The organism is Mucilaginibacter sp. P25 (genome assembly GCF_050859465.1).
GTDB lineage: Bacteria > Bacteroidota > Bacteroidia > Sphingobacteriales > Sphingobacteriaceae > Mucilaginibacter > Mucilaginibacter gossypii.
The window spans coordinates 4,819,213-4,844,792 of record NZ_CP193937.1; the positions used below are offsets into that span (position 1 = coordinate 4,819,213).

Here is a 25,580-nt window from a genome sequence, read left to right on the forward strand (position 1 = left end):
TCTGTTTTTGACCGTTTTGTACAAAGCTGACTGCGCACCGGCTAAAAAAACGCGCGTACGGAAAGCGCTGCCCCTATCATGATAATCCACGAAAGTGATCTCACCAGCCGAAATGTGGGAATGGTGACGTGTAACTTCCGGTACCTGTATGATTTCCATGCTGTTTTTTGGAACAAATAAACCGCAAAATACGCTCAATCCAAAATGAGTGCGGATAAAAACCCGCGGTTCATGAACTAAAACCTTGACTTTTCGCTGATACCGAACCAGCGATTCATTCCTTAGATTTGTTGTTAGTATGAAGAAAATTGGCTTTTTATCATTCGGACACTGGTCCGACCACCCTGCATATAAGACGCGTACCGCGGCCGATACCTTGCTGCAATCTATTGACCTGGCGGTTGCTGCCGAAGAAATCGGCCTTGACGGCGCTTATTTCCGTGTCCATCATTTCGCATCTCAACTGGCATCTCCCTTTCCTTTGCTATCGGCTATCGGTGCAAAAACAAGCCGGATTGAGATCGGCACAGGCGTGATAGATATGCGGTATGAGAACCCGCTTTATATGGTTGAAGACGCAGGTGCGGCCGATCTGATCTCGGGCGGACGGTTACAGCTGGGCATCAGCCGCGGTTCTCCGGAACAGGTGATCGAGGGCTGGCGTTATTTTGGATATGAGCCTGCTGAGGACGAAAATGATGCGGATATGGGGCGTAAAAAAGCGATGGCTTTTTTGGATAAATTAAAAGGTGTTGGTTTCGCCGAGCCAAACCCCTACCCTATGTTTCCAAATCCACCGGGCTTGTTACGTTTGGAGCCCTACTCAAAAGGACTGCGGGAACGCATTTGGTGGGGCGCCGCTTCGAACGCCACGGCCGTTTGGGCAGCCGAACAGGGAATGCATCTGCAAAGTTCTACATTAAAGTTCGATGAAAGCGGCAAGCCTTTCCATGTACAGCAGGCCGAGCAAATCAGAGCGTATAAAGAGGCGTGGAAGAAGGCCGGTCATGATCGCGAGCCAAGGGTGTCAGTAAGCCGTTCTGTTTTTGCATTGGTAAACGACCAGGACAGGCTTTATTTTGGCCAGCAAGGGAAAGGAGCAGACAGCTTCGGTTATATCGAGGCAGACAAGCGGGCGGTCTTCGGCAGAAGTTACGCCGCCGAACCGGACCGGCTGATCGCCGAATTATCTAAAGATGAAGCCATCCAGGAAGCAGATACGGTGCTTTTGACAATACCTAACACCTTAGGTGTTGACTACAATGTGCATGTGCTGTCTTCGATCCTGGAGCATGTAGCTCCCGGGCTGGGTTGGCGTTAAAACACTTGATAAGCGCTTGCAGAATGCAGCCATCCTGATGGCAGGCGCCTATGATTCGCGCTTCGAATTGTATGCCCATGAAATCATGGCGGCGGCTTTCGGCACACCTGCAGATGTGATAGCTCTCCCTGCTGCCGGTGGCGGGCCATATGGTTTAACTGAACAAGTGCCTTCGCCAACAATGTCGCGAAGGCACTTGTTTACGGTCGGATCATTCCTGCCTCAATTATCCAAACCCTGCTACCTAAAACTGATAAATATCATCTTTATCATTGATTTCTTGCAGGTAAAGCGGCCTGTAATGGCGGATATATTTGCATGTGCCCACACAATATCCATTTTCAGCATTTCCCGCCCGTTCCGAAGAACAGCAGCAGCGCGCGACGACACTTTTTAAGAAAAAATCCCAATGATTGTTTTTTCCGCAATGATGCGGAATTTGACTGGCTCTACCCGGAGCATTTGCAGTCGTTATCACAAAAACAATGGACGCCTATTGCCATCGCCAAAAAGGCCGCCGAATATTTAGCAGTAAAAGGCGCCAAAGTACTGGATGTTGGTAGCGGCATAGGAAAATTCTGCTTAACCGCGGCGCATTTTTATCCTGATTCTTTTTATTTCGGGGTTGAACAGCGGCATGAACTGGTGCATTACGCCCAAACCACACAAAGATACCTGGATATTAACAATGTCAGTTTCATACATGCCAATATCACTCAGGTTAACTTTCATCAATTTGACCATTTCTATTTCTATAATTCTTTCTTTGAAAATTTAGACCAGGAGAATGCTATTGATGATCATATAGAGACTTCTTACGGCCTCTACGCTTATTATTCACGGTATTTAAAATCGATGCTGAATGATAAACCTTCGGGTACCAGAGTAGTAACCTATCAGAGTTTCGGAGAAATTATTCCGATAGATTACAGCATGAAAGATCTCGCTTATGATTCCTTACTTCAGTTATGGGTCAAAGATTAATTAGGATTTAACTTAAACACATAAATAACATACAGTTCCCTTTTTATGTATAGCGATACAATAAGCATTTCTTATTTCCGCAAAGACGCGGCTTTCGATACTTTGTATCCGATACATATCCGGGAACTATCACAAATGCACTGGACAGGCCTGGACATTTCGCTCGAAGCCAGCAATTTCCTTGCAACCCCGGGGGCCAGAATCCTGGATATTGGCAGCGGTGTCGGTAAATTTTGTATCGCGTCTGGCGTTTATCATCCGGAAGCTACCTTTTATGGCATAGAGCAACGGGAAGCGTTGTTCAATTATGCAGAATCAGCCAAAGCGCAGATAGGTGTACCCAATGTGCAGTTTATGCATGGTAACCTTACTAACCTGGACTACGACCTGTTTGATCATTTTTACTTTTTCAATCCTTTTTATGAAAACATAGAACCAAGCATCAGGATCGATTATAACGTCAATACCTCGTTTGATCTGTACAATTACTATACTTTGTTCATTTACGAAATGCTGAACAAAAGACCGGCCGGTACCCGGTTGGTTACCTTCCATGCACCGGAAAAACAGATTCCGATTAGTTATCAATTAATGAACAATTCCTATAGCCCGGTGCTGAAAATGTGGATCAAGAAGTAAAAGAGCTGGTTCAGCCCTGCTATATAAAACATTCAGATCAGGCCTGATGAACGCGGCAATATTTATTAAATAATAATTGAACGATAAAAAATAAAATCATGAATTACCCCGAAAATTTATTTTACACCAAAGACCATGAATGGATCAGCTTCGAGCAAGACCATGCATTGATCGGTATTACCGATTTTGCACAAAAGGAATTAGGTGATATCGTTTACGTTGATATCCCATGCCTGAATAAGATCATTGCTAAAGAGGCCATATTTGGCACAGTTGAGGCGGTAAAAACAGTATCAGACCTTTTCATGCCGGTAAATGGCAAAGTAATAGCTGTAAATCCTTTGCTTGAAACCAACCCCGAGCTGGTGAACCAGGACCCTTATGGATGCTGGATGATAAAAGTGCTGGTAAGCTTATCAGACGACCGCGAATCGCTGTTGACAGCAGAGCAATACCTGGCACAGATCGGAAGCAACTAACCCTCCGCGGAAATACCTTTTTATCAACAAGAATGGAGCCTATCCCCCGGGTTGCGATTTGAGGACATTAAGCCGAATATTTAACCTTTCCGGTTAAAAAAAATAGAATCAAACACATCATTTATTTAACACAAAACACAATGGAAAAATTTAGAGCGGCAAAAGATTTGATAGATGCCATAGAGAAAGACATGTTCAGCTTTTACGAAAAAGGCAACAAAGCTGCAGGAACCAGGGTTAGAAATGCTATGCAGCAATTAAAAGTTATGGCAACAGATATCCGTAAAGAAATAACAGAAAAGAAAAACAATAAATAAATTAGTTTAAGAACTGTTTTGGGAAAATAACCAGGTCAAAGCTGACCTGGTTATTTTATCAGGAACAGCCAGATAAATCATTCTTTTCAATATATGATCGGATTTCCGCTACGTGTTACTTATCAGCAGCAAGATTTTATTTATTATATCATCGCTGCCCCGAGTAAAAAGAACCATACCCTTGAAATTCTTTTAGATGCTAAAAGTTACACCTTTATTCTGAGTTTAAATAAACTATGGATCGAAAAAGACCCGGATAAAGATCGTCCTCTTGATCAGGGGTTGGTGCTGGCCATAAGCAGAGCGGTGACCTTGCGTTACCCTATTTAATAACAGGATTATAACAGATCAAAGCCTTTATTAACCTGCATAGGATTTTTTGAGGGATCAGTGTCCGATAAAACTTCATCTGCTCGTTTTAATGCTTTTTCAAATGTGTCCCGGACATTACCTTTCCCGATTTGAAATAATAAACGCGTCTTTTTTAGTGCTCCAGTTACCTGTTCGCTGTTTGCCTCCGACAGGATAAGCTTAGTTCCTTTCTTTTTTATTTCCTGATGAACGTCCCTTAATACCCTAATACCGGTTGCATCAATGACGGGTACATTCCTCATCCGGATAATCAATACCCGGGCGGGTTTTTCCAGCACTTTCATCGTGTCTTTAAATTTATAGGCCGCACCAAAGAACAAAGGGCCATTGATCTCAAAAACGTCGACCCCTTTTGGGATAACTGATTGGTTAAATTCATCATCAGATAATTGATCCGGAGCCAAAATAGTATGCTGTACGGAACTGGACTGCATCATTTTGCGCATAAAAAGGAAAGCGGCGACAATTATCCCAATTTCAATAGCTACGGTCAGGTCTACTAAGATGGTGAGGCCGAAGGTGATCAACAAAACGGAAGCATCACTTTTTGAGCCTTTAAATACGTCTATAAAATTCCCAAGTTCGCTCATATTCCAGGCTACTACCACCAATATACCTGCAAGTGTTGCCATGGGGATCAACGCTGCCCATTGGCCTATAAAAAGCATAATAAGAAGTAAGGTAATGGCATGTATGATCCCAGCTACGGGTGTACTTCCGCCATTTTTAATATTGGTAGCCGTTCTTGCTATTGCGCCGGTGGCCGGAATTCCCCCTAAAACAGATGAACAGATATTGGCCACTCCCTGTGCAATGAGCTCCGTATTAGACCGGTGATTTCCGCCGGTCATGCCATCTGCCACAACAGCTGATAATAGAGACTCAATACTGCACAGCAAAGCGATGGTAAAAGCGGGCCTGATCAGCTGCCGGATGGTTTCCAGGCTTACATCTGGCATGACCGGGTGCGGTAAAGTAGCAGTGATCACTCCGAAACGGCTGCCAATAGTCTCTACCGAAAGATGGAAGTACCTGGCAACCAGTGTACTTATAACAATTGCGATCAGCGAACCAGGAACTTTCCGGGTTACCCTGGGCCACAGCAAAACAACCAGTAAGGTAAAAACCCCGATAAACAAGGCATAAAGGTTCAACGAAGACAGGTGCCGGCTATAGTCGATCCATTTACTGATAAAATCAGCAGGGACATTTCCCATTTTCAACCCTAAAAAGTCTTTAACTTCTGAAGAAAAATGATGACGGCGATGCCGGTAGTAAAACCAATGACCAGCGGATAGGGAATGTATTTAATAGTATTACCTAATTTAGCTACCCCCATAATGATCAAAATGATTCCGGCAATAAATGTGGCAATAACCAACCCGCTAACACCGAACTGCTGAACGATCCCATAAACCACAACGATAAATGCGCCTGTGGGTCCTCCTATCTGTACCTTGCTGCCTCCCAAAGCGGATATAATTACCCCCGCAATGATAGCCGTAAAAATTCCTTTTTCGGGGGACACGCCCGAAGCAATTGCAAAAGCTATCGCCAGGGGCAAAGCAACAACACCTACAATTATTCCGGCAACAACATCCTTATAAAATTGTGCAGGGGTGTAACCTTTAAGGGTGTCAATCAGCTTGGGCCTGAACAAATTCATCATCTTGTTCATTATTGAAACCATTTAAATTTATTCCCGTCCACCGGCATTTCAATATCAAGTTCGGGGTGATAATGTACCTTGGGAGATAACCAGTAAAGCAATATTACACGGGAATACCTGAAATTCAAAGGTGCAAGCAAGAACAAACCACCGAGAATGGTACTGAGATATAACCATGGCGAATCGTTATTTTGGGTTATCAGGAAAGTGGCGGCCCACAAGATGCCTCCCTCTGCTACATTCATAGCGTAGCTGATATACATCGCCGCATAAAAATAGCCGGGCTCGATCTCGAAGATCATCTGACAATGCGGGCAATTCAGGTTGATCTTGTTGGAACCAAAACGGTATGTTGCTCCTTCGAACATATTACCCCTGCGGCAGCGCGGGCATTTTGCATGGAGCATTGCCCATGATTTTGATGTTCTTACCATTAATACAAAGCTATAATTACTAATACAGGCTTGATATGGTATGACATCAGCAAACAAACTGATATTTATCAGTTTTAGACTTGCAAGCACGCGCCTGTACATGCTGTACGGGCTTTACCCGTCATACCGGGCATACCAGCCAATAACATCGGCTGCATTAAATTCATATATTTGTAATATGAGTTTATCCGGAATTTTTCCAATTGATAAGTGGGAATTCACAACACAATCTGTTCTTAATACACTTTCCGAAGAAGATTATAACTTTTTAATCTCCCGGCAAGGCGCGCAGAAATATCAAAAAGGAGAAATCATCTTCAAGGAAGGCATTGTACCTTCAGGTATCTATTTTATTCACCAGGGAAAAATAAAAAAATATAAGGTTGACCGGAATGGCCGGGAGCAGATCATATATGTAGCTAATAAAGGCGAATTAATAGGGTATCACGCGATTTTGGCGGAAGAGCGTTGCCCTGATTCTGCCGCTGCATTGGAAGACTGCCTGATCAGTTTTATCCCTAAAGAGGACTTTTTAACCATTCTGGACAGATCGCCGCTTTTCATGCGGCGCTTATTAAAATCATTGAGCCATGAATTTAGTGTATTGGCCAATAGTATTTCCGTGATCTCTCAGAGAACAGCATCTGAACGCCTCGCTATTTCGCTGATCATTTTGAGAGAAAAGTTTAAAGGGGACGGTTCAGGTGAAAAAGATGTTATTCTCAATATCTCAAGAATGGACCTGGCCGGCATGGCAGGGATCGCGCAGGAAAATGTGATCCGCTTGTTAAAAGAATTTAAAGAGGAAGGCGTACTGGAAACCGACGGCCGGAAGATATGGATCAAAGACATTAAACGCTTAGTTAAAAAATCGAACTACGGATTTGGGAACCCGTAGTTACGCAGGCGCAATTGCATCAGCGGGGAATTAATGACAATATTTTGTCAGTGTTCAATTTTTAAAAAACGGGTGTTCAATCAATTAAAATGCAATTTCACAACTAATTGACTATCAATAACAATCTGTTCAGATTGCGATTTGTTAGATTTTAATTAAATCTTAAATCATTGATTATCAATGGTGATTTATTTTGAAAAATATCAACTGTTCACACTTTTAAAAGTTGAACACTCGTAAGTAAACAGTTACTTCAGCAACCCACAAGTTTTTGTAGCCCCCTTAATGATACCCCGGCGCCAAATGCCACCGGGGTAGTGAAGTGTAATTAATCAGGGATAATTTATTTATCCCAAAACACAGGGGTATCCAGGTCATCCGCACCCATGCTGGCCACCGCCGCCCTGTAGTTATCAGCATTAATGGCAGCTTCTGTTTGCGGGTAGGTGTACCTGCGTACAAAGTTGCCTTTGATTTGCCTGCCGGGATAGGTATTTGGCGCTAACACAGGGTACCCACTCCTCCTGAAATTAGCCCATGTTTCCGCGCCGTTTCCAAACGAAGTTATCCAGTATTGTGTATTGATCAGTTTCAGGGCATTGGCATCAGAATATGCAATTGCCGGGTTATTTAAATAGGCGTTTTGTGCATCGCTGCTGATTACAGCAGTAGCGTCGTAGCTGGTAAATTGATCCATGGCCGCCTTTACACCGTTATTATAATAGGTGCTTGCGGTTCCTGCTATATATCCCCTGAAAGCAGCCTCAGCCAGTAACAGCTGCGTTTGAGCATATGTTACAAAGAATTGCGGCGCGGTTATTTTACCAAATACGCTGTAATTAACCTGCGAATATTTAAACCCGGATCCGCTCACGCCGCGAAAGCCCGGTGCTGTTGGCAATGTACCGCTATCATAGCCTATCGGCAAACCAAACTGGTTGGCTGATGCAGTATCAGGTGCGAGGGACAATGCTTTTCCGGGGTCGGCGTACATAGCCGAGATGTACTTCAGCCTTGGATCACCCGTGGATTTTAATTGCGTTATAAAAGGCTCGGCCAAATAATAAGTATTGGTTAGCTGTTGAATTTGCTGGGTAACCAGGTTGGGGTACGTATTGTTATATTTCAGGTAACAGTTATCGGCGTTAGATTGCATTACCCCTCCGGTCACAGCTGCCTGAACAATAGTTTTTGCCTTGCCCGGGTCTAACTTAGAATAGCGCATCCCTATCCGAAGCAACAATGAATAGCCAAGCCGCTTCCATTGAGGAATATCTCCGCCAAAAAACACATCTCCCTTAACAAGATCCTTCGCAGGGTCTAACGCCGCGGTGGCTGCTGTCAGTTCGTTTACCAAGTCGGCATAAATATCCTGTTGTTTATCGTATTTAGGCAAAAAAGCAGAATTGAGGTAAGCCTGGCCGGCCTGGCTATATGGCACATCGCCGTAAGTGTCAACCAGCATCATGTAATTATAAGCCCGCCATATCCTGGTTTCGTTGTACAAGTTAGACCGGGAAGCGTTGCCTTTTAAATCCGGCAAAATGTGCTCAAGCAATTTTATGGTGTTTGGATAAGCGTTATTCCACCGCATCACTGTATAGGTTTGATTTAATACGTTGAAGTTAAACGCTGAGGTAACCCCACCAAAAGGATCAATAAACTGCTGAACAACCGTTGGTTCAGTTTCCATTAATGCTGCATATGTTAAAACTTCGGCGTTGGAAAACAAAAACACCGGGTCGAGACTGGTAGTGTTATTTGGATTGACATTTAACTCTCTAAATCCTTTATCGCAACCTGTTGCAGCAAACAGGCAGGCGGCCGACAATATGATCTTTATATATTTTTTCATGATCGTACTCTTTTAAAATTTGACGTTTAGGTTAAAACCATAAGTCCGCGTTGTAGGCAGCGAACTTTGCTCATAACCGGTTAAAATATCACCGCTTGATGAGATAGCCTCCGGATCGATATTAGGTGTGTATTTTTTAATGATAAGCACGTTGTGGCATACCGCTGAAAGCACAAGCCCTTTAATAAATTTGGTTTTCATCATTTTCGAAAAATCATAGCTAACTGAAAGGTTTCTCAACTTGATAAAGTCTGATTTATAAACAAAAGGGTCCAGGATACCCTGCGAGCGATAGTTGGCATAAAAGTCCTCGGCATTTACTGCTGTTGTGTTAGGTGTACCATCAGCATTCACCGCGTCAAACTTTACGCCTCCTTCCCTACCTACCAGCGACTCTTTTGACAAACCTTCTCTCAGGAAATTCAGGTTAGAACTTGACAATATTTTACCACCTTTTTTATAATCGATATGCGCAATCAGGGTAAACCTTTTGTAAGTAAATGTATTTACCCAACCACCTGTAGCTTTAGGCAATGCGCTGCCAAAAAGTGCAGGAGATGTACTTGCCACTGGTTTACCGCCTGATACGATGATCTTGCCATTAGAATCTCTGCGATAGGTTGAACCCTGGATCTGGTTTAACGGAAGACCAACCTGGTCAACAATAGAGCCGAAAAATTCGCCCGCGCCTAATGTCAGTTGTTTTTGACCATTTGCCAGCGCCAAAACTTTAGAGGTATTTATGGCCGTATTAAATGCCGAACGCCAGCTAAAGTTTGGTTTTCTGACGGGCACTAACTCCAGCAAAAACTCCATACCACGGTTTTGCAGCTCGCCAAGGTTTACAATGGTGCCAGTATAGCCCGACGCGTTGGAGATGGCAACGCTTAAGATTTGGTTAGTGGTATGCTTATCGTATGCGGCAATATCCAGGTTTACACGACTGCTGAACATACGCAGCTCAAGCCCAATTTCTTTTTCTTTTACGCTGTATGGCTTAATTGCCTGGTTTGGCGTAGTAACATTGCTGATACTCCCAAGCGGGACACCGTTGAACGCATTTTGTGAAAGCGTAAAGGTAAGTGAATTGCTGTAAGGGTTGATACCGTTGGCACTGCCCACGTTAGCGTAGGTCGCCCTGATTTTTCCGAAAGTTAGCCATGAGGGCGGGTTCTTTAAAAACTCCGAAAAAACAAAACTGCCGCTTACTGATGGATAAAAATAATGGTTATGTTCGGGGCTTAGCACCGAGAACCAGTCGTTACGGCCGGTTACATTTAAAAACAAATAGGATTTATAGCCAAACTCCGCGGTGCCATAAAGCGAGTTTACTGTTGATTTGGAAACCGCAAAGGCCGAGGTATTGGTTACGCCGTTGCCAAGGGTATAAAAATCCCTGACGTAGAAATTTGTAGCGGTAACAGTATATCCTTGTGATGAGGATGGGAATGTATTTCCTCCTACCGTGGCATCAAAAGAAAAAGGGCCCCATTTATGGCCACCGCCTAATAAGAAGTCGGCGTTAAGCGCACGGTAGGTATTATCATTTGAGTTATAACTACCATTATAAAGGCCAACGGGTGCAGCCGCGTTTGCTAAAGTACCTGTTGGCGAATTTTGTTCGTAGTAAGATGGACTATATTCCATATTTACACGGCCCTGCAAATAAAGCCAGTCAAAAAATTGGTATCGCAGGGTCGCAGTACCTAAAAGATGATCTTTAGTTTGCTTTGTAAATTGCTTTTGCATAATCCAATACGGATTGGTAAGCGTGGTGAAACGAGATGTAGGCGTTTCGTTGCCGTTGGCATCAATGGCGGCGGCTTTTAATACATCCAAACTAACCGAGTTACTATAACGGTACATGTAATTAGTAACCGATGAGCCCTGAATACCAATTACCGGAGGGTTATTATTATTCTCGTGGTCGTAATTCACATAAATTTGGGCAGACAACTTGGGGGTAAAATTGTAGTTTAACCCAAGATTGAATATCTTTTTGTGATAATCATTATTCGGTATTATGCCTTGTGCGTCCTGATTTGAATAAGAAAACCTGAAGCTCCCTTTATCGTTACCGCCCGAAAACGCGATAGTATTGGTCCATGCGTTGGCAAGTCTGAAAAATTTGCTTATACGATTTCTTTCTGGTGCATAAGGGCGTTGTACTCCATCAAACTGGTAGGTAGGTGCATTATCAAATTTTTCACCGAAACTCCACGCACCGGAACTTTGGGCCTGGCCCTGTGTTTTAGGGCGTACATTGTTTTCGCCCTGTCCGTACTCATACTGAAAATCGGTAAAATCCAGTGCCTTGTTTTGGGTAAAATTGGAGGTAAACTCAATACCGATCCCACCATTTTTATTACCGCTTTTGGTAGTGATGATCAACGCGCCGTTACTTGCCCTTGATCCGTAAAGCGCCGCGGCTGTAGCTCCTTTTAATACAGTCATCGACTCAATATCATCCGGGTTTATCTGCTGCATATTATCGCCCAAATCCACCGATTGGGTGTAACCGTTGGTGCTTGAGGGGCTTTGCGACAACGGAAGGCCGTTTAATACGATCAGCGGCGCATTATCACCCTGAAACGCGGATTGCCCCCGCAGCCTGATCTTGGTGCTGCCGCCGGGACCGCTTGCCGGTGGAGATATGTCTAAACCGGCAACTTTTCCCTCAAGGGAGTTAACAAAGTTTGTTGAACGGTTAGTTGTTATTTCGCCAACGCGTACGTTTTCTGCCGCATATCCCAATTTTTTAGACTCGCGCTTTATACCTAGCGCTGTTACTACAATCTCGCTGATAGCAGTTGATTTTGGTTCAAGCGTAACGTTCAGCGTAGTGCGCCCGTTGAGGGGCTCGTTTTTTGGATTGTAGCCTACGTAGCTGAATAACAATACCGCGTTATCGGCAGATACCTGGAGTTTGTAATTTCCGTTTGCGTCGGTCAAAACGCCGTTTTTTGTTCCTTTTTCGCTTACGCTAACGCCGATAAGCGGGCCGCCTTTTTCGTCGGTCACTTTACCGGTAACTATTTGTACCCCCACTTCGGGGCTGGTTCGGGCTGCGACGGCGCTTTCCGCCTGCACATGCCCTGCAATCATAAGTGTAAAAAGAACACTTATTGCAATGGACAGCATCATTCCTGATACTTTGATTTCTTTTTCCATAATTTTAGGGTTAATTCAAATTGGCAAATCTTACTTTAACTTCTTTCTCAAAATTGGTGGTTGTGAAAGAGCTTTTCCGGGCGGCACTTTAAAAGCCGCTTTTTCATTTTAGTATCGCTTTTTCTTCATGTTACGCAGGGTTTTAGTTTTAAATTGGTTTATATACAGTTTGTAGGTATAATCTATTTATAGTAAAATATCTAATAATAAGACTCCGGCAAGCCCTATTACAGCTACAAGGCTTTCCATTACCGTCCATGAGCGCAGCGTTTCCTTAACTGTTAACCCGAAATATTCTTTGCATAGCCAAAAAGCCGTATCGTTTACATGCGAACCAAACAGGCTGCCCGCTCCAATAGCCAGCACCAGTAAATTGGTATTTACGCCCGCATGATGAGCTATCGGGAACAACACGCCCGCGGCCGTTACACCAGCTACCGTGGCCGAACCAAGACAAAGCCGTAAACAAGCTGTCGCCAGCCATGCGAGTAATAAAGGGTGTATGGTGCTGCTGACCAGCATTAATGCAAGAGCATTGCTTAAGTGGCTATCCACAAATACCTGCTTTAGTGCACCCGCGCTGCCAATGATGAGCAATACCATGGCTATATCTTTTACTGCACACACATAACCATCCATTAATTTTGCCAATGACCTACCTTTACGCAAACCAAGCGTATACGTACTTATAATTACGGTGATCAGTATGGCTATAATTGGTTCGGCGAGCCATTCAGATAAACTCTTTATCAAAGAATTATCCCTAAAAAGCACAGGCAGCAAATGGGCCAGGCAAATCAATACTACAGGTAAAAGAGATGATAGTATGCTGTTAACAATACCCGGTAGTTCATGAACAGGCAAGGCGGCCGAACTATGGGTAAATTGCAAACCGTTAGGCCCAATTTTTTTAAGGGTGGCCGAGAACATCGGTCCGGCAATTATTATAGCAGGAATAGCGATGATCAGCCCATAGCCAAATGTTTTTACTACATCGGCATGAAAAACGCTGATGAGTGTCATTGGCGAAGGATGAGGTGGTAAAAAGCCGTGCATTACAGATAGCGCCGTAAGCATAGGCATCCCCACATACAACAGTGGTAAACGGTAGCTGGAAGCAACCGAAAAAATGATAGGCACCAGCAGTATGAACCCGACGTTGTAATACAATGGGATCCCTACAATAAAGCCTGTAAGGGCCATGGCATAGCTTACATATCCGGCACCAAACAAATCATGCATGAAATGGGCTATCCGCTGCGCGGCACCGCTTTCAGCAACCAATTTACCCAGCATGGCACCTAATACAATAATGATCGCTACCGAACCTAAGGTATCGCCCAGTCCTTTATTTATGGATACGATAACCGCTGTAAATGGCATACCGAAAAAGCAGCCCGCCAACAGTGCTACGATAATAAAGGCAAGAAAAGCATTCACTTTTGCCCATGTTATCAGCGCTATAAGCAATAAAATACAAAGGATCAGTATTAATATTGTCATTTACAATCAGGTTAATTTAATGCGAATCGCGGGTTACAACAGATCCTGAATTTCCAACCAGGAAATCCAGATCGGCTCCTTTATCGGCTTGCTGCACATGGCGCTGATACATAGATACGTACCCCCTATCGGTATGATAAGCAGGTTTTTGCCATAACAACCGCCGTCTTTGCAGTTCAACTTCATCTACAAGCAACTCTATTTTTTTGGCCGGTACATCGAGGCATATCAGGTCCCCGTTTTCAACCAGCGCCAGGTTACCGCCGATGGCGGACTCCGGTGAAATATGGAGCACAACCGTACCGTATGCGGTGCCGCTCATCCGTCCGTCGGAGATCCTTACCATATCTGTAATACCCTTATCCAGCAGTTTTTTGGGCAGCACCATATTGCCAACTTCGGGCATGCCGGGATAACCTACCGGCCCAACATTTTTAAGCACCATCACGCAGGTTTCATCAATATCCAGCTGCGGGTCATCAACCCTGGCGTGATAGTCTTCAATAGTTTCAAAAACCACCGCCCTGCCGGTATGCTGCATTAGTGCTGGCGTTGCCGCCGACGGCTTGATAACCGCGCCGTTAACGGCCAGGTTTCCTTTTAAAACGGCTATGCCTGCTTCAGCAATGATTGGATCCTCATAAGCGGCGATAACGTCCTTATTGTAGCATATAGCATCATCTTTTATATTTTCCGCATGCGATTTACCTGTTACCGTTATCGCGTCCATATCCAGCTCATTGCTAAGCTCTTTCAATATCACCGGCAGGCCGCCTGCATAGTAAAAATCTTCCATCAGGTATTTTCCGGAAGGCATGAGGTTGAGTAACAAAGGTATTTTGCTGCCCAGCCTGTCAAAATCGTCGAGGCATAAGTCAACCCCGATACGCCCGGCAATTGCCGTAAGATGTATAATGAAATTGGTTGACCCTCCTATTGCCGCGTTTACTTTAATAGCGTTTTCGAAAGCGGTACGTGTAAGAACTTTTGATATCGTTAAACCTTCCTTTACCATTTCAACGATACGCCTGCCGGATAGCTGCGCCAGTACTTTTTCCTGGAGTCGACCGCCGGGGTAGCCGCGGCCTGCGAAAGGCACATGCCAAGCGACTCAACCATACAGGCCATAGTAGACGCGGTGCCCATTGTCATACAATGGCCCGCACTTCTCGACATGCAGCTTTCAGCAGCAAGGTATTCATCGCTGGTTATTTTACCGGTTTTGAGGTCGTCGGTCAGCTTCCATACCGCTGTGCCCGATCCGATATCAGTACCGCGATATTTACCGTTCAGCATAGGCCCGCCCGGAACCACGATAGTGGGTAAGCCTACGCTGGCCGCTCCCATCATGGTAGATGGTGTCGTTTTATCGCAGCCGGTCAGCAGCACCACTCCATCTATCGGGTTGCCCCGTATTGACTCTTCTGCATCCATACTGGCCAGGTTCCTGAACAGCATAGCGGTTGGTTTTAGCAAAGTTTCACCTAAGGACATGATGGGAAACTCTACCGGGAAACCGCCTGCTTCGTAAACCCCGCGTTTAACAGCTTCGGCAAGGTCCCGTAGGTGTGCATTGCAAGGAGTTAGCTCCGACCAGGTGTTGCAGATCCCGATGACCGGTCTTCCGTCGAAAAGGTCGGTAGGCATACCCTGGTTCTTCATCCAGCTCCTGTATAAAAACCCCATTTTACCTGTTTTTCCAAACCAATCGGCACTTCTGAACTGTGACATTTTATTTTCTTAATTTTATTTAATTGATATCGTTGCTCTGATGCAATTATTTGCCCACCAGGTTTGTAAGTGTTCCTATATTGCTTATTGTAATACTAATCACGTCGCCGTAGTTAAGTGTGAAAGAATCCGGGGGCACTATACCGGTACCGGTCATCAGGTATGCACCTGCTGGAAATGACATCTCCATAAACAGGTAACCGGCAAGCTCCTGGTGCGTACGCTTCATCCTGCTGATCAATATGGTGTCGGCAAATACCTGAACATTATCTCTCACTATTTCAATTTGAATTTCGGTGTCAGGCGGGATAGCTGTTCCCGGCACATAAAGACACGGGCCAACCGCGGCGGCTCCGTCGTATGATTTAGCCTGAGGAAGATATAAGGGATTTTCTCCTTCGATATCTCTTGAGGACATGTCATTGCCAATCATATAACCCTCAATAGTCCCCGCGCTGCAAATGAACAATACCAACTCGGGCTCCGGAACGTTCCATTCCGAATCTTTCCGGATGCGAACCGTTCCACCGGGGCCAACCGCGCGGGATGCCGACGATTTAAAAAAGATCTCGGGGCGTTCGGCATTGTAAACCCTTGCATAGAAATCACCTCCGCCGGCATCTTTAGATTCTTCCATCCGGGCATCTTTACTGCGCAGATAAGTGACACCCGACGCCCAGATCTCCTGACCGGCAATGGGAGCACATAGTAGTTCCAGATCATGGGCCAGCAACGGGTTGGCTGAAATGTTTTGGAGATCTTTTAAAACTTCGCTGTGCAGCGTTTCACGGTTTATAAAACTGTCCCAGTTCCAATCCGGCGAACTGTATAACAGACCGGCGTATTTTACAATAACTTTATCGTTGGTTTTAAATATATGCATAGCTATTTATTGCTGTCCGGCGTTTATGCGGCAGTTATTTCGTTATCAAAAAAATGTAACAAATCGGTTACTTGGTTATGTACAAAGAATGCTAAAGCAAATCGCTTAAGCTTCCAAAAAACACAGCGTTGATTTTTGCACAAAAAACTTAGCGTAAAAACCCAGTGCCACCTTAGTTCTCAGCAGAATTTTGCAAAGTAGTCTCGTGTGCGGGACCGGGCTTTCTTTTATGCCAGTAAGAAGCCAGCAATGAGCCCGTAATATTCATGAAAGTTGAAAAGATAACCGGGGCAAGGCCCAGCGTAGCGATTTTGCCCATCGCTTTGGCAAGCCCGGCGGCCATCCCCCCGTTTTGCATCCCTACTTCTATAGCGATGGTGCGGCAGTCACGTTCTTCCATTCCAAATGCCTTAGCCGACCAAAAGCCAAGTAAATAGCCGCCAATATTATGCAGCAATACCAAAAATGTCAGTAGCAGGCCAACTTTAAGCAGGCTTTCTCTCCCGGCAGCTGTTATAATAATAATGATGCAGATAATGCCTCCCATTGATATGACGGGCATTATCCTTTTTAGCCATGTGCTGCGTTTTTTGGCTATTGAAGAAAACAGCACACCCAAAGCAATAGGTATCATGACCATTTTAAAAATATCCACCACCATTAACCAGGGGTCTATTTTAATAAGCGGACCGGCAAGTAAATTCATTAAAAATGGTGTCAATACCGGCGATAGCATGGTGGAAATGCTGGTTATAGTAACCGATAGCGCGAGGTTTGCCCTGGCCAGGTAGGATACCACATTAGATGCCATGCCGTTAGGACAGCAACCGATCAGTATAATGCCGGCCGCTATCTCGGCAGGCATTCCGGCTAATTTTACGCTCAGTGTCGCGATGCTAAAGCCAAGTAAGGGCATAATAATAAAATGGCTCACCACCCCTATGATGATTCCCCCGGGCGATTTTAATACGCCGAGAAAATCCTGGTAATGCATGGAAGTGCCCATACCAAACATGATGAGCTGTATTAGCGGGATAATAAGCGTAGCATATTTAAAATTGCCATAACTGATAAAAAACTCAGGATAATAAAGCGCCATAGCGGCAGCTCCGAAAATCAGTACCGTATATGCAAAACTTTTGGTTTTTGGCGAAGCACAGAGGCTTACTGCAAGCAGTATAAAAAATGCAAGTACATAAGGCCCTGTGTATCCAAGGCCTTTAGGTATCACAATAAGTACAGCGGCAAACGCAGCGATGGTTAACGTGATAGTGACTTTGAAAAAAGTATTCATACCCGGCATTGATCAAGCAAAGAAAGGGACTCCGGGCATCGCGTATTTCTTCAACCCTTCCTCGTTGATCTCAACACCCACTCCGGGCTTGTCAGATAGCACCAGGAAACCTTTCTCAATAAAGGGTTTATCGTATTGTACTATTTCCTTCCATTTTGGCTCGGTATCGCTCAACGTTTGCCATTCCAGGATATGGAAATTGGGTACCGAGGCACAAACATGCGCGGTTGCCATAGCCCCCAGGAAAGATCCCACCATGTGCGGCGAAAACGGCACATAATATAAGTTGGCAAGGTTAGCTATCCGCTGCCCCTCGCCCAGCCCGCCGCATTTTTGAAGATCGGGCATCACAATATCAATTCCGGCTTCCGAAAGCAGCCTGGTATAACCATAAGCCAGGTAAAAATTCTCCCCGGCACAAATAGGTGTGCTGGTTTCCTGGGTTATAGTTTTGTACACATCAATATTATCGGCAGGTACCGGTTCTTCCAGCCACATTAAATTAAGGGGTTCCATCATTTTTGCAACCCGTCGGCCTGTTGTAGCATCGTAACGGCCGTGCATATCTACACATATATCAATGTTTGGCCCAACCTCTTTCCTCACAGCGGCTATGGCATTATACATCCTGTCGAGTTCGGCGTTACTGGCAGTCCAGTTATAGCGGTCAAATTTATTGGGGTCACGGGCATCGTCAATATCAAATTTCACGGCAGTGTATCCGCGGTTAACCGCCCCGCGGGCAGCCTTTGCATAATCATCAGGCACAGGGTTTGTGGCTGTGTATAATTCCGTATCACAATAAACACGGCATTTATCGCGATATTTGCCGCCTAATAACTGGTAAACCGGTAAACCCAAAGCTTTACCTGTAAGGTCCCAAAGGGCCGCCTCAACCGCGGTGAGCACGGCCACAAACATCCCGGATTGCGCACCGGAAAAAAGTTCGCTTTCCTGATCTCCTCCGCTATCCTGTTTGGATTTAAGGGGCTTCGGCCTTTCAGCATCCATTCCAGCCGTTTAACCAGGTAATAAGTTCCCGCTATGGCGTCAACTCCTTCGCCCGAGCCCCAGATGCCCTGGTTGGTATATATTTTTACAAAAAGCCCGCCACCCGCGTAGGCGCACTTAACTTCTGTAATTTTAAGGTCGGATGGGGATGATGCCTGCGGGGTGCGCTCTTTGGCATCTATTAGCCCCTGCCCAAATGTTTTATTTAATGGTGCTGCTAATACAGCGGCACCGGCTAATACAGTTTTCGAAAGAAAGCTGCGCCTGTTTTGATAGTTTGACATATTTTATATTTAGGATAGATTTATTTACCAGGTCCGGTTTTTCAGGATATTTTGGATCTGCTCCTTAGGTACCGGTAATTCGTTAATATGCTCGTTAAGCCATGCTGAAAAATCTTTTTCTATATCCGGGCTCCACCGGGCGTCTATTTGCCCGGCTGTGTATTTACCTTCTTTTAACCTCAGGTGGCCAAACATATCCCTTAACCTCACCACTTCGGAGGTGGTCACTACTTTTTCGGCCAGGTGCGGCGGGATAAATATGACTACGCCATTCTCGCCCAAAACCACGTCTCCGGGCATTACGGTAGCCTGCTTGATCCTGGTAGGCTGATTGATCCCAACAATCATGGTGTTCAGGTCGCCGGGCGGGTTATGGTACGATGGATCATAACTTTCTACAAAGGATGTAAAGCCGCCCATCTCTTTTAATCCCCGCAAATCCCTCACCGCACCATTATAAACTATGCCGTTGCCGGTTTTCGCGTAGATAGCGTTACCGACGTTATCGCCGATGGTAGGCCCGTTTTTATGGGCCCCAAACTGATCGGCCACGTACACATCGCCTTTTACCAGCAGGTCTACCGGCCAGGTGTTTTGCCCTTTTTTCCCTGGGTTTTGCCCCTGTCGTCAATAGCTTTCCATACATCGGGGCGTGCAGGCATGAAAACAGCAGTTACTGCGCGGCCAACCAAAACGCTGTCGGGATTTATCACCAGCCAGTTTTCGGTTAGCTGATAGCCATAGCCTGCATTTTTAAGAACGGCCCAGGCTTCTTCAATACTCACCTGCTTCATCCGGGCCAGGATTGCATCCGGCACCCGGGGGCGACCATCGGCAAAGCGCTCACCTTTCCATTCGGGAGTAAGAAATATCAGCTCATCCCTGGAAATTTGCTGCGCGAAGGCGTTATGAAAAAACAAACAGCATTGCAGCAATGCAATACCCGCAACACGGTAAAGAAGACGGCATTTTCTCATCGTAATAAATTTAAAACGCGCACTATTAAGGGGAATAGCGGCTTTGGTATTGGTTGTAACTGGTTATAATACTTACAAAGTATCATAATATTTAACCCGGAAAATACCATTAAAAAACAGCGTTGGTTTTTATACAAATTTTAGTTTTGTAATGTGTAAACTTGCTTTCAATGGGCGCCCCCTGTTGGATGCCCGATAACCGTTGCAGTACAGAGGCGGCAGCAACGTATACCAATTATTATACTGAATGAATCAATTGATACTTCAGCAGGGCATATCTAAAGAACTTATGCATTTTCCGCATATTCTGGAGTTTACCCACAAAAAGAACAATACTATCCAACTCAACTCCTTTAACAGTAACGTTACGGACTGCATTTGCCTGTATTATATTTTAGAGGGAAAATTCAGCTGGATGATTGACTTACAACAACATACCTTATACCCGGGCGATTTTGCCTTAGTATTGCCCGGGCAACGCATTGGCGGCGAAACGGGAATATTAAATATCGGCGCTCTGTTTGGGTTAAAGATCTCTGCCGAAGATTGTGGAAAGATTTTGCTGGGTAAATGGAGCGGGCTTACTAAAAAGGAAAAACTATCCATCAACCAGATTTTGCTTGTAAATAAGCAACAGCTTGTTTTGAAACTGAAAGAAGCGCAGGTTTTAATGCATAATTTACAACTTGAATTACAAAATGAGGAAGTAGGCTTTTACACACGTGTAAACCAGCTGCTCGACGAGCTTTTTGTGTTGGTGAGCCGGCAATTGATCAGGCAAAACAATTCCAGAAGAGATTTCCCTCAAACATTCCTGAAGCTGGAGCAAACATTACGGCAAAACCTTGCACATCAATGGACGGTGGAAGAAATGGCGGCGCTGACAGGCATGGGGACTACCGCCTTCACGGAAAAAGTAAAAAACTATTCAGGCTTTTCACCTCTAAATTATTTAATCAACATCAGGATAACTGAAGCTACCAAACTGCTTAAAAAAACGAGGTAAATGTTACCGACATAGCGCTGAGCACAGGATTTTATTCTGTCTCAGCATTTTTCCACAACCTTTAAAAAACTTACCGGGTACACCCCAAGCGAGTTCAGAAAAAATAAAACACCAGATCATCAATATACATCATGAATTGTATCATCATCATAGAAATGGGCACAGACGCTGTAAGGGTCTTCGCCTTTGATCTTTCCGGTAACTTAATCAGTTCGTCAAAGGGGCATTATCCCACCTTTCATGAACAACCTGACCATAGCGAACAGGATCCTGAGCAGATGTTTATTACCATGCTCTACATTTTGAAAAATCTGCTTAATGAAAAGATCTACCCTAAAAAATATACCGTAACCTGTATCTGCTTTGGCTCATCTATGCATAGTTTACTGGCAGTGGATAAGGATGGCATACCGTTAGGCAACGCCATTACCTGGGCTGATAACCGGGGCAAAAAAGAGGCCGCAGAGCTTAAACAAAGCAGCCTGGGCGAGGAGATCTACAAGGCTACCGGCACTCCCATCCACCCGATGTCGTCGTTAATTAAAATTGCCTGGATGAAAAACCACGAACCCGAAAAATTCAAACAGGCACAAAAGTTTATGCCTATAAAGAGCTATATCATTCAACAACTAACAGGAGACTGTGTGATAGATTACAGTATAGCATCTGCAACAGGCCTGATGAATATTCATAAATTAACCTGGGATGAGGCTGCGTTGGAGTTTGCCGGCATAACACCACAGGAGCTTCCGGATCTGCACCCGGTTTTCTATTCGGGGGTAACGCTGAAAAAAGAATATCAAAGGGTTTTAAAACTGTCGCCAACGGTTAAAATCCTGATTGGATCAAGTGATGGTTGCCTGGCTACACTGGGCGCGGGCGTTTGGGAAAATAGTATGGCCACTATTACCATTGAAGATAGCGGCGCGTTCCGGATCATTGGCGATAAAATAATAGAGGATCCCAAACAACAAATTTTCAACTACCTGCTTACCGAAAAACATATCATCACCGGCGGCCCTACAAGTAATGGTGGTGTGATATTCAATTGGTTTGCTAAACAATTCGGTGATTTTACCGAAGCTTTTGATATCGAGCAGTCAATGGAAATGCTGATAGAGGAAGCTGCCGGTGTAGAAGTGGGGGCTGGCGGGTTGATCTTCCTACCCTTCCTGCATGGCGAACGGGCCCCTATCTGGAACCCAAATTCCAGGGGGTGCTATTTTGGCGTTAATATCAGGCACGAGCGTAAACATTTCATACGGGCTACCATAGAGGGCATTTTATATGAGATGTATAGTATTGGCCGTACCCTGGAACAACATCGGCATATTGAAACTCTATCTATCAACGGCAGCTTTGCATCTATTCCGTTTTGCACTCAAATCATTGCAGATCTGTTCAATAAGCCAGTCAGCACAATTAGCCATGCAGACAGTATAGGCATGGGTGCTTTCCTGCTAAGCGCTACGGAAATGGGCATTTATCCCTCTTTAGAACAAGCCTCCAAAACGGTAACCATGCACCAGACCTATCTGCCAAACGCCGAAAATCATCAGGTCTACGCACAATATTTTAAAGTATTCGAAAGCCTGATAACAAAAGTCGCTGATGAATTTGACGCTATTTCTGATTTGCAACAACGGTATAGTCAATAAATTAACAAGGTGCCGGGGCTGGGATTGACACAGTTTATTTTACAGCCCCGGTTTTAGCTCAACTTTAGGATATTTGAAACAGTTAGTTACCTTTAGTTTTTAACTCCAAAGTGGTTACCAGTGAATCGATTTTTACTGTGGCTAAGTCAAGATTAATACCCGTTGAATCCTGATGAAATTTAACTTTTTTACCATGCAGTACCCTGCAACGTGTAATAGTTTGTTTAACAGGCGGTAATTTGATGACAGTATCTCCCGCCGGCATTTTCAGCACGTGGATATATATTTTATCACCTCTACTTGTGGCCCCGTAGAAATCATCAACAGGTTGAAAAGGTCCCGGACGCGTTTGATATATGCTCTCGCCATTTTTTGCTAACCACTGCCCCACTTCTCTCAGGCGATCCACATGAGCAGGGGGAATAACACCGTCCGGATCCGGCCCAACATTTAATAACATATTTCCACCGCGGTCAACGGTATTAACAAGCATGTTTATAATCTTTTTCAGCGGCATCAATCGCTGAGCCTTATTGTATCCCCAACTGGTTTCATTAAGGTTCAAGCATTTTTCCCATGGGAAGGGAATAATAGGTCCTTTAACATCCGCGCCACCTTCGTCGGTCTGGAAATCTCCCACCATCCCTGATCTTGGATTAATGACCACATCCGGGTTGTAGCTACGTACCATAGCATTAAGTTTTAATGGTTCCCAAAACCAGGCAGCGTCGGCATCGGTACCTTTATGCGCCAGCCAGCCGCCATCATACCACAAAATATCTATTTTGCCGTAATTCTTCATTAGCTCCTCTACCTGCCCATATGTTTGTTTTTTGAGCAAGGCAGCATTGTCGGAAAGCCCCTTAGGGTCGAAATAACCAGGAAAACGCCAATCCAAAGGAGAATAATAAATGCCTACATAAAGGCCTGCTTTACGGCACGCATCAGTATACTCTTTTACAAAATCACGGTGAGCGGCAGTTTCCCAACTATCAAAATGCCGGTAACTTGAGGGGCTGTTCCAAAGGGCAAAGCCATCATGATGGCGGCTAACCATTACCATATATTTCATACCTGCCTCCTTGGCTACCTTAGCCCATTCTGTGGCGCTAAAATGTTTTGGGTTAAACTGATCGGCTAACCTGGCATATTCCTCTGCCGGTATCTTTTGATTGAACATGGTCCATTCACCCGTGGCCGGAATTGCATATAGGCCCCAATGTATAAACATCCCAAATTTCTGATCTTCCCACCATTGCATCTTTTCGGGCGGAAGGTTAGAACCAGGACCCGATACACCCTGCCCTGCACCCTTTAATGCAGGGTACACCTTACCTTTTTCCATTGATTTTCGTTCTGCGTCGCTCATTTGCTGGCTCTTTACCATAAAAGAATGGCTCAATAGTGTTAGCAGCAAACAAGCTGCCTTGATCGTGGTTTTTCGGTTAAGCATAATTAGGGTTTTCATACAGTAACAATTCAGGCAAATAGCGATGGTTTAAACCTTTTGCATTATAATAAACCCGACGTTTTTCAGGACGGTTTAATAATTAAGGCATACGCCACGCTAAATTAATTAAAGTCGGCGACGCAGAATTACCTAAACCAGACTTTATTTTATACAAAAACGACCTCCGGCCGGTGTCCGGCTCTGCAAAAACTGATCATTTCCGATATCTAAGCGTTTTTGCCTGGTTACAATGCAAAAACACTGCCCATCTCCAATAGAAAATGAAGTTGTCAAGCGAAAGAAAATTTATATTGATATATGAGCCTTAGATTACATTACATTTATTAATTTGCCTGGCTCCGATCTGTTCAATATGATTACTATTATAAATATCATTTTCTGTCTCTCTTTCCTGGTCTTCGCTTACCTTAACCTGAACGATGTCGATCCGTGGCTTTGGGTACCAATCTACCTTAGTGCGGCAGTATGTTGCGGGCTGGTAGTTTTTCACCTGGTTTATCCGAGGTTGTATCTATGCCTGATCGCGATATACCTTGTTCACGCAGGCACCATTTATTTTTCTAAAGATGGTGTACGCGACTGGATAACGAAATATAACAGGCCAAGTTTGGTAGAAACTATGCAGGCAGACAAGCCTTATATAGAAAAAACGAGAGAGTTCTTTGGCCTGCTGATCATTGCCGGCGCATTGCTCATCAATTATATCGCGGCCTGAGCAACATGGGCCGGTCAACCCTGATGATTTGAAGATATGTTCACTTATGATATAGAAAAATTTAAGCCCCTGCTTACAGATCTCATTGCAAGACATGTAAGCCCGGATGCAAAAGACTGGCTGCTGGCCCAGGGGAATCACGCCGCGTCTGCCGCAGCATTTAACGCTGCCTTCGCCGCTTTGCCGCGTAAGACGGGAAAAGCGCCGGTCAATGCCGGTCCTGAAAACGAAGCTGGTTTATCGGCTATCCGTAAAGATTTTTCGATCGCAGGATGGTCGGTTGACAGGCTTGCCAGGGTATGGCTGTTGTTAACGCTTGATACCACCGATAAGGAGCGTTATAAAAGCAATATCGAAAACCTATTTTTAGCTGCTGAAATGAACGAATTGGTGGCTTTATATTCGGCTTTGCCTCTGCTTGCTTACTCCCCGATATGGGTACAACGCTGTACGGAAGGTAACCGCAGTAATCTGGGCGTTGTGCTCGAAGCGATCATGTATCGCAACCCTTACCCTGCGGAAAACCTGCCCGAGCCGGCCTGGAACCAAATGGTGCTAAAGGCACTTTTCACCGAAAAAAGCTGGAACTGATCACGGGATTGGACCAGCGTGCCAATGCCAGCCTTGCACATACATTGATCGATTACGCGCGAGAGCGCTGGTCAGCCGGCCGGAGTACAGATCCTATGCTATGGCGATTAATAACTCGCTTTATGGATGACACGATACTGCAGGACATCAAGGAAGGATTACCGGGTGTAAGCGAACTTGAAAGGGAAGCGGTGGCATTAGCTATTGCCGAAAGCAGCTTTCAGCCAGCAAAAGAATTGTTGAAAGTTGATCATTTAAAGATGGCGGCGGGCAGAAAAACGAGTTGGAACGAATTTATTAACGATACAAAAAATTAA

Annotated in this window: 26 protein-coding genes and 2 pseudogenes; 14 read left to right on the forward strand and 14 right to left on the reverse strand. The window is 44.8% G+C overall.

Annotated elements, in window-relative coordinates; translation table 11 throughout:
- The first annotated feature begins 298 nt into the window (after positions 1-298).
- The 7 genes from ACRQ5D_RS24435 to ACRQ5D_RS24465 all read left to right on the forward strand — a co-directional run bounded on the left by ACRQ5D_RS24435 (position 299) and on the right by ACRQ5D_RS24465 (position 4,070).
- Complete coding sequence (locus ACRQ5D_RS24435) at positions 299-1,321, forward strand: LLM class flavin-dependent oxidoreductase (RefSeq protein ID WP_091164142.1); 1,023 nt, start codon at positions 299-301, stop codon at positions 1,319-1,321.
- Between the two features lie 16 nt (positions 1,322-1,337).
- On the forward strand, positions 1,338-1,718 hold the full coding sequence (locus tag ACRQ5D_RS24440) for a hypothetical protein (protein ID WP_129570022.1): 381 nt from the start codon (positions 1,338-1,340) through the stop codon (positions 1,716-1,718).
- A 65-nt stretch (positions 1,719-1,783) separates the two neighbouring features.
- Entirely contained in the window at positions 1,784-2,305 is a 522-nt protein-coding gene (locus ACRQ5D_RS24445; RefSeq protein ID WP_176844399.1) for a class I SAM-dependent methyltransferase, read from the forward strand.
- Between the two features lie 45 nt (positions 2,306-2,350).
- Positions 2,351-2,944 carry a class I SAM-dependent methyltransferase gene (locus tag ACRQ5D_RS24450; RefSeq protein WP_091164138.1) on the forward strand — a complete coding sequence of 198 codons (594 nt, stop codon included), beginning with the start codon at positions 2,351-2,353 and terminating at the stop codon, positions 2,942-2,944.
- 98 nt (positions 2,945-3,042) lie between these two features.
- A complete protein-coding gene (gcvH, locus tag ACRQ5D_RS24455; RefSeq protein ID WP_091164137.1) occupies positions 3,043-3,423 on the forward strand; it encodes a glycine cleavage system protein GcvH in 381 nt (126 codons plus the stop codon).
- A gap of 140 nt (positions 3,424-3,563) precedes the next feature.
- A complete protein-coding gene (locus tag ACRQ5D_RS24460; RefSeq protein ID WP_091164135.1) occupies positions 3,564-3,740 on the forward strand; it encodes a histone H1 in 177 nt (58 codons plus the stop codon).
- A gap of 93 nt (positions 3,741-3,833) precedes the next feature.
- Positions 3,834-4,070 (forward strand): hypothetical protein, encoded by a 237-nt coding sequence (locus ACRQ5D_RS24465; RefSeq protein ID WP_091164133.1) that lies wholly within the window; start codon positions 3,834-3,836, stop codon positions 4,068-4,070.
- An 8-nt stretch (positions 4,071-4,078) separates the two neighbouring features.
- Here the strand turns inward: ACRQ5D_RS24465 and ACRQ5D_RS24470 are convergent, their stop codons facing one another.
- The 3 genes and pseudogenes from ACRQ5D_RS24470 to ACRQ5D_RS24480 form a co-directional block, all read right to left on the reverse strand.
- The gene (locus tag ACRQ5D_RS24470) at positions 4,079-4,702 is read right to left on the reverse strand and encodes an STAS domain-containing protein (protein ID WP_431200858.1); all 624 of its coding nucleotides are present in this window, start codon (positions 4,700-4,702) and stop codon (positions 4,079-4,081) included.
- A pseudogene (locus tag ACRQ5D_RS24475) lies at positions 4,691-5,802 on the reverse strand (SulP family inorganic anion transporter); the annotation flags it as partial. The pseudogene ACRQ5D_RS24475 and the gene ACRQ5D_RS24470, both read right to left, overlap by 12 nt.
- The gene (locus tag ACRQ5D_RS24480) at positions 5,790-6,215 is read right to left on the reverse strand and encodes a DUF983 domain-containing protein (protein ID WP_091164131.1); all 426 of its coding nucleotides are present in this window, start codon (positions 6,213-6,215) and stop codon (positions 5,790-5,792) included. The pseudogene ACRQ5D_RS24475 and the gene ACRQ5D_RS24480, both read right to left, overlap by 13 nt.
- Positions 6,216-6,393: 178 nt before the next feature.
- Here ACRQ5D_RS24480 and ACRQ5D_RS24485 point away from each other — a divergent pair, with 178 nt between their 5' ends.
- Positions 6,394-7,113, forward strand: a complete 720-nt coding sequence (locus ACRQ5D_RS24485; protein WP_090526098.1) for a Crp/Fnr family transcriptional regulator — start codon at positions 6,394-6,396, stop codon at positions 7,111-7,113.
- A gap of 343 nt (positions 7,114-7,456) precedes the next feature.
- Here ACRQ5D_RS24485 and ACRQ5D_RS24490 read toward each other — a convergent pair whose 3' ends face one another.
- From ACRQ5D_RS24490 to ACRQ5D_RS24535, 10 genes and pseudogenes are all read right to left on the reverse strand, one after another.
- Positions 7,457-8,968 (reverse strand): SusD/RagB family nutrient-binding outer membrane lipoprotein, encoded by a 1,512-nt coding sequence (locus ACRQ5D_RS24490; RefSeq protein WP_091164129.1) that lies wholly within the window; start codon positions 8,966-8,968, stop codon positions 7,457-7,459.
- Between the two features lie 12 nt (positions 8,969-8,980).
- On the reverse strand, positions 8,981-12,139 hold the full coding sequence (locus tag ACRQ5D_RS24495; RefSeq protein WP_432326894.1) for a SusC/RagA family TonB-linked outer membrane protein: 3,159 nt from the start codon (positions 12,137-12,139) through the stop codon (positions 8,981-8,983).
- A 186-nt stretch (positions 12,140-12,325) separates the two neighbouring features.
- Positions 12,326-13,642: a gluconate:H+ symporter gene (locus tag ACRQ5D_RS24500; RefSeq protein ID WP_188832448.1), complete on the reverse strand. Its 1,317-nt coding sequence runs from the start codon at positions 13,640-13,642 to the stop codon at positions 12,326-12,328.
- A gap of 16 nt (positions 13,643-13,658) precedes the next feature.
- Positions 13,659-15,373, reverse strand: a pseudogene (locus tag ACRQ5D_RS24505) (IlvD/Edd family dehydratase).
- Positions 15,374-15,419: 46 nt separating this feature from the next.
- Complete coding sequence (locus ACRQ5D_RS24510) at positions 15,420-16,256, reverse strand: fumarylacetoacetate hydrolase family protein (RefSeq protein WP_432326896.1); 837 nt, start codon at positions 16,254-16,256, stop codon at positions 15,420-15,422.
- A 172-nt stretch (positions 16,257-16,428) separates the two neighbouring features.
- Entirely contained in the window at positions 16,429-17,550 is a 1,122-nt protein-coding gene (locus ACRQ5D_RS24515) for a bile acid:sodium symporter family protein (protein ID WP_432326898.1), read from the reverse strand.
- A gap of 12 nt (positions 17,551-17,562) precedes the next feature.
- Positions 17,563-18,465: a mandelate racemase/muconate lactonizing enzyme family protein gene (locus ACRQ5D_RS24520; protein WP_432326900.1), complete on the reverse strand. Its 903-nt coding sequence runs from the start codon at positions 18,463-18,465 to the stop codon at positions 17,563-17,565.
- Positions 18,384-18,845: a hypothetical protein gene (locus ACRQ5D_RS24525; RefSeq protein WP_432326902.1), complete on the reverse strand. Its 462-nt coding sequence runs from the start codon at positions 18,843-18,845 to the stop codon at positions 18,384-18,386. The genes ACRQ5D_RS24520 and ACRQ5D_RS24525 overlap by 82 nt, the downstream gene beginning before the upstream one ends.
- 24 nt (positions 18,846-18,869) lie before the next feature.
- Complete coding sequence (locus tag ACRQ5D_RS24530) at positions 18,870-19,397, reverse strand: RraA family protein (RefSeq protein ID WP_432326903.1); 528 nt, start codon at positions 19,395-19,397, stop codon at positions 18,870-18,872.
- Between the two features lie 26 nt (positions 19,398-19,423).
- A complete protein-coding gene (locus tag ACRQ5D_RS24535) occupies positions 19,424-19,822 on the reverse strand; it encodes a hypothetical protein (RefSeq protein ID WP_432326905.1) in 399 nt (132 codons plus the stop codon).
- 247 nt (positions 19,823-20,069) lie between these two features.
- On the opposite strand from ACRQ5D_RS24535, the gene ACRQ5D_RS24540 reads away from it, so the two are divergent.
- The 3 genes from ACRQ5D_RS24540 to ACRQ5D_RS24550 are packed head-to-tail and all read left to right on the forward strand — an operon-like array spanning position 20,070 to position 22,486.
- Complete coding sequence (locus ACRQ5D_RS24540; protein WP_432326907.1) at positions 20,070-20,828, forward strand: hypothetical protein; 759 nt, start codon at positions 20,070-20,072, stop codon at positions 20,826-20,828.
- A 36-nt stretch (positions 20,829-20,864) separates the two neighbouring features.
- Positions 20,865-20,963 (forward strand): AraC family transcriptional regulator, encoded by a 99-nt coding sequence (locus ACRQ5D_RS24545; protein WP_432329853.1) that lies wholly within the window; start codon positions 20,865-20,867, stop codon positions 20,961-20,963.
- Entirely contained in the window at positions 20,960-22,486 is a 1,527-nt protein-coding gene (locus ACRQ5D_RS24550; RefSeq protein WP_432326909.1) for a gluconokinase, read from the forward strand. Before ACRQ5D_RS24545 ends, ACRQ5D_RS24550 begins: the two co-directional genes overlap by 4 nt.
- An 82-nt stretch (positions 22,487-22,568) precedes the next feature.
- Here the strand turns inward: ACRQ5D_RS24550 and ACRQ5D_RS24555 are convergent, their stop codons facing one another.
- Positions 22,569-23,954: an alpha-L-fucosidase gene (locus tag ACRQ5D_RS24555; protein WP_432326911.1), complete on the reverse strand. Its 1,386-nt coding sequence runs from the start codon at positions 23,952-23,954 to the stop codon at positions 22,569-22,571.
- Positions 23,955-24,309: 355 nt separating this feature from the next.
- Between ACRQ5D_RS24555 and ACRQ5D_RS24560 the strand changes: the two genes are divergently transcribed.
- From ACRQ5D_RS24560 to ACRQ5D_RS24570, 3 genes are read left to right on the forward strand one after another with little or no spacing between them, the layout of a single operon-like run.
- Positions 24,310-24,672, forward strand: a complete 363-nt coding sequence (locus tag ACRQ5D_RS24560; protein WP_432326913.1) for a transmembrane 220 family protein — start codon at positions 24,310-24,312, stop codon at positions 24,670-24,672.
- 36 nt (positions 24,673-24,708) lie between these two features.
- Entirely contained in the window at positions 24,709-25,263 is a 555-nt protein-coding gene (locus tag ACRQ5D_RS24565) for an EboA domain-containing protein (protein ID WP_432326915.1), read from the forward strand.
- A gap of 8 nt (positions 25,264-25,271) precedes the next feature.
- Positions 25,272-25,580 (forward strand): hypothetical protein, encoded by a 309-nt coding sequence (locus ACRQ5D_RS24570; RefSeq protein WP_432326916.1) that lies wholly within the window; start codon positions 25,272-25,274, stop codon positions 25,578-25,580.